At 44.1% G+C, this 5,780-nt stretch carries 5 protein-coding genes; 3 read left to right on the forward strand and 2 right to left on the reverse strand.

Translation table 11 applies throughout. From position 1 onward, the window contains the following. The first annotated feature begins 584 nt into the window (after positions 1-584). From LX69_RS17170 to LX69_RS17640, 3 genes are all read left to right on the forward strand, one after another. The gene (locus tag LX69_RS17170) at positions 585-1,886 is read left to right on the forward strand and encodes a hypothetical protein (protein ID WP_111447256.1); all 1,302 of its coding nucleotides are present in this window, start codon (positions 585-587) and stop codon (positions 1,884-1,886) included. A 173-nt stretch (positions 1,887-2,059) separates the two neighbouring features. Then, positions 2,060-3,283 (forward strand): ATP-binding cassette domain-containing protein, encoded by a 1,224-nt coding sequence (locus LX69_RS17175; protein WP_111447257.1) that lies wholly within the window; start codon positions 2,060-2,062, stop codon positions 3,281-3,283. Between the two features lie 44 nt (positions 3,284-3,327). After that, positions 3,328-3,594, forward strand: coding sequence for a hypothetical protein (locus LX69_RS17640; RefSeq protein ID WP_146260794.1), 267 nt, complete (start codon positions 3,328-3,330; stop codon positions 3,592-3,594). A gap of 623 nt (positions 3,595-4,217) precedes the next feature. Here the strand turns inward: LX69_RS17640 and LX69_RS17185 are convergent. Next, positions 4,218-4,421: a hypothetical protein gene (locus LX69_RS17185; protein ID WP_170124456.1), complete on the reverse strand. Its 204-nt coding sequence runs from the start codon at positions 4,419-4,421 to the stop codon at positions 4,218-4,220. A 119-nt stretch (positions 4,422-4,540) separates the two neighbouring features. Next, positions 4,541-4,972, reverse strand: a complete 432-nt coding sequence (locus tag LX69_RS17190; protein WP_111447259.1) for a S24 family peptidase — start codon at positions 4,970-4,972, stop codon at positions 4,541-4,543. Positions 4,973-5,780: the final 808 nt, after the last annotated feature.

Below are 5,780 nucleotides of genomic sequence, written 5' to 3' on the forward strand. Positions count from 1 at the left end.
CTGAGTTATTTTGTTACACCTTGCGTTTAAATATCAAAGCATATAAATCAAAGAGTTATATAGTAGGCACAGAGAATTCACAGAGCAACAATTCGTATAATTCGCAGTTAAAAAAAACGCCCAATCCCCCCAATCCAACTCAACTAAAAACTCCGTGCCCCTCCGTGCAACTCTGTATCACTAACAAACATTACACAGAGCCCACCGAGAAGGCACAGAGAATTCACAGGGTCACAGTGTTTTTTTGAAGTTGTGTAGTGCGTTTGAGGGCTTAACTTAACGACATTGAAACCTTCATTGGCATTCATCATACAATGTCGAAGAGTTAAGAGAAAATGATGTCAGACCAAGAGTCAGATGATGAGATGAAAACAGATGTTTAGATCCGTTCTCTTGAGTCTAAACATCTTCTTGTCTCTTTTGTGAATCGCACTAACTGAACGTCGTTGATTCATAATAAGTCTCTTTTTGGTTAGCTATTTTTTGTTTTTGATATATGTTATTAATTTAGCTGATGTGCTGATGCACTTCTGCCCCTTTGGGGCGATAACCATGGAACCAAATCTTTAATCAATTATTGACCGATGGGCAAACAGAAGAAAAAAAAGGGGACGCCGGAACGACGATCTCTCAAGTCGTATATGGCCATTACCAAGACTTATTCAGATGAATTTACACAAACAGCCCATAAATTTATGCGGCTGATCGGATTGGAACCCTCGGATTTTGATGTGTTGACGAAGCGGACCAAGCAGGAGTTGATGCGTATTCGACACACGCCTTATAAAATTTATGCTCAGAAAGGGGGGCGGGTTCCGGAGGCTTATGTCAGGTTTTTCAATGCTTGTTTGTTCAGGTATGAAAAACAAAGTTATTATGGTGATCCTCAATATGGCATCACGTACTACGAATATGTGACCCATGGATTAACGTTCATCTTTTCCATTCGCAATTACGATCAAGAGACCGGGATATTGCCCGATCAATATCCGTTGCTCGAGAAGATCAAAAAGCCGCTTGTTAAGTACACTCAGTCTAACGAAGTCGACCATTATTCGATTCGTACCACTTCGTTTCTCAACTTTCTTTATACCAGTTTTTCGCAGCCCAATTACCGCTATTATACCGGGGAAGAACAGTGTTTAACGGAGTATATGAAGGGACGCATCAAGAACGAGATTCGTATATCATCTATCGAGCCTGAACGCCGAACGTTTGTGATTGACAAGGAAGTGCGGCCATCGTATCGTTTGGGGATTTACCGGGCCGAAATAGTTTGTAAAATGATTGAACCGACCTGGGTCGAACTGCCCATGGTTCTTTTAGAAGCCGAGGACAGCCGAAGCGTGATGGCTCAATTGATGGGCACCCGGTTGACGCTTCCTGTGTATATTCAAAGCCATGCCTTGCATCGGATGGGGGAACGCCTGGATTGTTTTGATAATTATTCTCTGAATCAGGTTTTTACATTTACCTTCATGGAGCCACGTTGTATCACGGCCACCAATGGACAGCGCCTGATTGTGGCCATCGATTTCAGGGGAAAAACCATTGGTTATTTTCCAATGGCGAAAGTCAACGGTGCTGTGTTGTTGCTCAGTTTTTTGCCCTTGTCGTCACCCATCACCCCCGAGGGATCGATCTTGCAAAAGGAATTGGGGCTTCAGTTCGATGACATCAAATTTATCGGTCTGGATAAGTTGAGTTATTATATTAAGACTAACTTTAATGCCAATCCTCCTTTGCAGAAGGCCTTAAAAAAAGCCAATATGTGGCATTTAACAGACTTTGTGATGAAAGGGAGTGTTGAAAAAAAAGAAGATCGGATCATCATGAATTATTTAACCCGCAATCGTGCAATGGCAGCCGATGAAGCATGTGTATAAAAAGTGTAAGGGTTGAGTGATATTGAATACTTTTGCCTGCGACATGGGATTTAAAGTCCTGTTTAAACGCCGAGGGATAACGCGGGGCAATCAGTGCAAATACGAGTTTTTCGTTACGGCGAGTTGTTGATTTTGAGTGCACTTTGTTTGACATCTTCTTTATAAAATTGTGAATGATGCATTGGATGATTTATGGCAACACCGTTTCGTATGATCAGGAAGGGGTTTTGCAATTGGTGAAGGAATTAGGGGTGGCCGAAGGCGGGAAGCGGGTGGCCGTTTTTTCGAATAAGACATTGGATTATTTTATTGAAGAGGAAGCCATCCACGATGTTTTTTCCCTGACGGCAGATACCGGTCGAAGTCTGGCCACCTTGTCGTCGGGCGAAAAAAAGAAGGCCTTGCTGGCTTATTTACTGAAGCAGTCGCCGGAGTGCATGATATTGGATAATCCGTTTGAAAACCTGGATGTTGAGACCCGTTTGGAGCTGCGTAGCCGCTTGAACGAACTCTCGGCATCGGTACAGTTGATATTGATTGTGCGACGTTATGAAGATGGTTTGGATGCGATTGGGAACCTGATTTATGTGAGGGACCATGCGGTGGTGTTTAAGGGCGATCCGCGGGCGTTCGACATTGACCAATATCAAGTGCACCATCACTTCCCCAATAAGGTGCCGGATGCGCCTTATGATTATGATTTGCATGGAGATGCGTTGGTGGTGTTTCGGGATGTGTCGGTACAATACGAGGGTCGGCCGGTTTTAACCCGCGTGAGTTGGGAGGTGAAACGGGGGGAGTTTTGGCAGTTGAAGGGGCCCAATGGTTCGGGCAAGACCACGATGCTCACCATGATTAATGGCGATAACCCTAAAGCTTTTGGTCAGGATATTTGGCTCTTTGGCCGGAAAAAAGGGAGCGGGGAGTCGGTCTGGGACATCAAAAAGAACATTGGCTATTTTACTCCCGCGATGATTCTGCGATTTCGTACCTTTTGTTCGTTGGAGGATATGGTGATTTCGGGTTTGCTCGATTCGATTGGGTTGTACCGCAAAGTGACCGATCTTCAACGGGATTTGGCGCGCGAGTGGATTGACTTCATGGGTTTAAAGCATTTGGCGGGCAGCAATTTTGTGGAGGCATCGGACATTGTGCAGCGCATGGTTTTAATTGCACGGGCCATGATTAAGCATCCGCCGTTGTTGATATTGGATGAACCTACTGCCGGTCTTGACGATGAGAGTGCGCTGTTTCTTTCGCAACTGATCAATCGTATCGCTTCGGAAAGTCGTACGGCCATTTTATTTGTCTCGCATCGTCAGGAACCCGGTTTGCATCCTGAACGGATATTGACTTTAACACCCGGGGACGAGGGGAGTGTGGCGACCATCGGGTGACGGGGGCATGAGGAGGGGAGGAGTTGAGAGTGGAGGAGTTGAGAGTGGAGGAGTTGAGAGTGGAGGAGTGGAGGGGGTGGCTGGTGGAGGACTGGATTGAAATCCAGCCTTACAAGATGGGGCGAGCCGATGGCTCTTTGGGGGGAGACAGGGCGTGCCCTGCCTGTACCAATGGGAGCGGAGAGATGGAGGTGATAAAAAATCAGCATGTCAAAGAGCGAAAGCCGGTTGTTGAGTTGCCCTGGGGCCTCCGCCGCTGTCGTCCCGGCTTTAAGAGCGGCAGGCGAGGAGTGTGTGATGCTTACGGGTGAGCCATTTTTTTGAACCTCCCGGAATTATTTGTTGTTTGGGTTATGTATGCAAATTAATTGTGTTTTAGTGTGTTGTGCTGGGGTGGTGGTAGCACAGATTACAAATCTGCGCTAGCGGGGGAGTGTGTGATGCTCCCGGGTGATCCAATTTTTTGAACCACCCGGGATTATTTGTTGTTTTTGTTGTTTGTGCAAATGAATTATGTGCTAGTGTGTTGTGTTGGTTTTGTGGTAGGTGGCTGGTGGAGGACTGGATTGAAATTCAGCCTTACAAGATGGGGCGAGCCGATGGCTCTTTGGGGGGAGACAGGGCGTGCCCTGTCTGTACTATTGGGAGCCAGGAGGGGAGTGTATTGCTATTTATTGAACCACCTGGGATTATTTGTTGTTATGTGAGTAATTTAATTGTGTTTTAGCGTGTTGTGCTGGTTTGGTGGGAGCACAGATTGCAAATCTGCGCTAGCGTGGGGCACATGGGAGGGTGGGTTATTCCTTATATCCCTTACCCTTACAGCACGAACATTTATTGTACCCTTGTCTGCAATGAGGGCATATTGAGTAGCCCTTTCCTTTGCATGTGAAGCATCTTTCAGCTCCTCTTCCTTTGCAAACATCACACCTCGTCATCCCTCTTCCCTGACACGAGGTGCATCTGTATGTGTAGTCTCCATAACCGGCTTCTCCGTCACCTCCACACACAGCACATTCTTTTGTTCCAAGGCCGTTGCATGCGTAACATTCCGATCCTTCCCCGGTGCCACCACATAAGGCGCATTCTTGTTCTCCTGAACCTTGGCAGTAGTTACATTTCTCGATGCCTTCTCCAAAACAACATGAGCATTTACGAACATAGCTTTGTGATGAAAATAGTGTTGCAATAGCTAATAAAACAATGGAATAAATGAGTTTTTTCATGTTTTTCATGTTTTTCATGTTTGTTTGGGTTTTATATTCTTGCGCTCCTATCCACCACTTTGATCACGTTATATAGTTCGGCCACATCTTTCAGATGTAATTCAAAATCCTCGTACATGGGGTTTAAGGAGTGACAGGTGATGATGCCCTTCTCTACGTCGTGATGGGTGATCTGCTTAACGATGATGCCATCCGTGCGGGTCACGATCACAAAATACCAGTCTTGAATGTGGAGCTTCGACTGCCAGTATTCTCTCCTGACTTCCCGGCCTAATACCAGGTCTTTCTCCATTAACGATTCTACGGTGCGATTATCCATGCTGTCGCCGGCCACTTCAAAAACTCTGTACTTCCCTCTAAAGGTTCTGTCTGTTATTACTGGGACTCTGGGAAGGGTCTCTATGATGTACTCATCATCGCCATATCCTCTCTCATATCCTGCCTGGGCGTGAATTGGTATCATTGGTACTTGAAAAAAATTAAAATCGGTTATCAATTTCGCATCGCTAATATAACTAGATTATGTTTTTTTCTGAAATGACGGTATGTGTTTTATAATATCATATTCATTTTTAGTTCCATTTTATTATCAATTTTGGGATGATTCAAGGTACTTGAAACTCAAATCCATCATTGTATCATTGTTTTTTTTAGGTCGATGTATTTTTTCTAGCGAATATAAAAAATGCTGATACAGCGGCAATAGGACTAAGGAAGGAAATTTATTGAAAATCAATTGTATAAAAACCACTTGTTTGAAAAAGTCGCATAAACATATGTGTGAGAATCATTGGCAAGACTTAAATTCTCCCCAAAATAGTAAACGTTTTAAGAGTTTCTTTTTTTTAGGATGTGGGTGGATAGCGCACGCTAACCACAGAAAGAAGCTCAATTTATTTGACGTATTAAACATTGTTTTAACCCATTTTGCAGCTATCCTAAAGCCAGCGCCTGTATTTCAATGAATTGTTCATTTTCGAGTTCGGATTTGTGTACTACAGATTTTCGCTTTGTAAAGGTAGCGTAATGACGCTAGCTCTCCACTAAACACGGTAATAACCGCTATAGATTCCCGTTTCGGGGTTGGTGCGCATGGATACTTTGAAATACATGCCCCAAAGTAAACATGTAAACCGCTGATATACAATACCCCCTTGTGTACTACAAATGATTTTTCGAAAATTCAGACACTGATTATCAATGTATTACAAAAGCAAATAGAGCAAAAGAGACTATTTTGAGGTGAAAAAAGGTGTTTTTTTAATGAATTT

The organism is Breznakibacter xylanolyticus (assembly GCF_003254275.1).
GTDB lineage: Bacteria > Bacteroidota > Bacteroidia > Bacteroidales > Marinilabiliaceae > Breznakibacter > Breznakibacter xylanolyticus.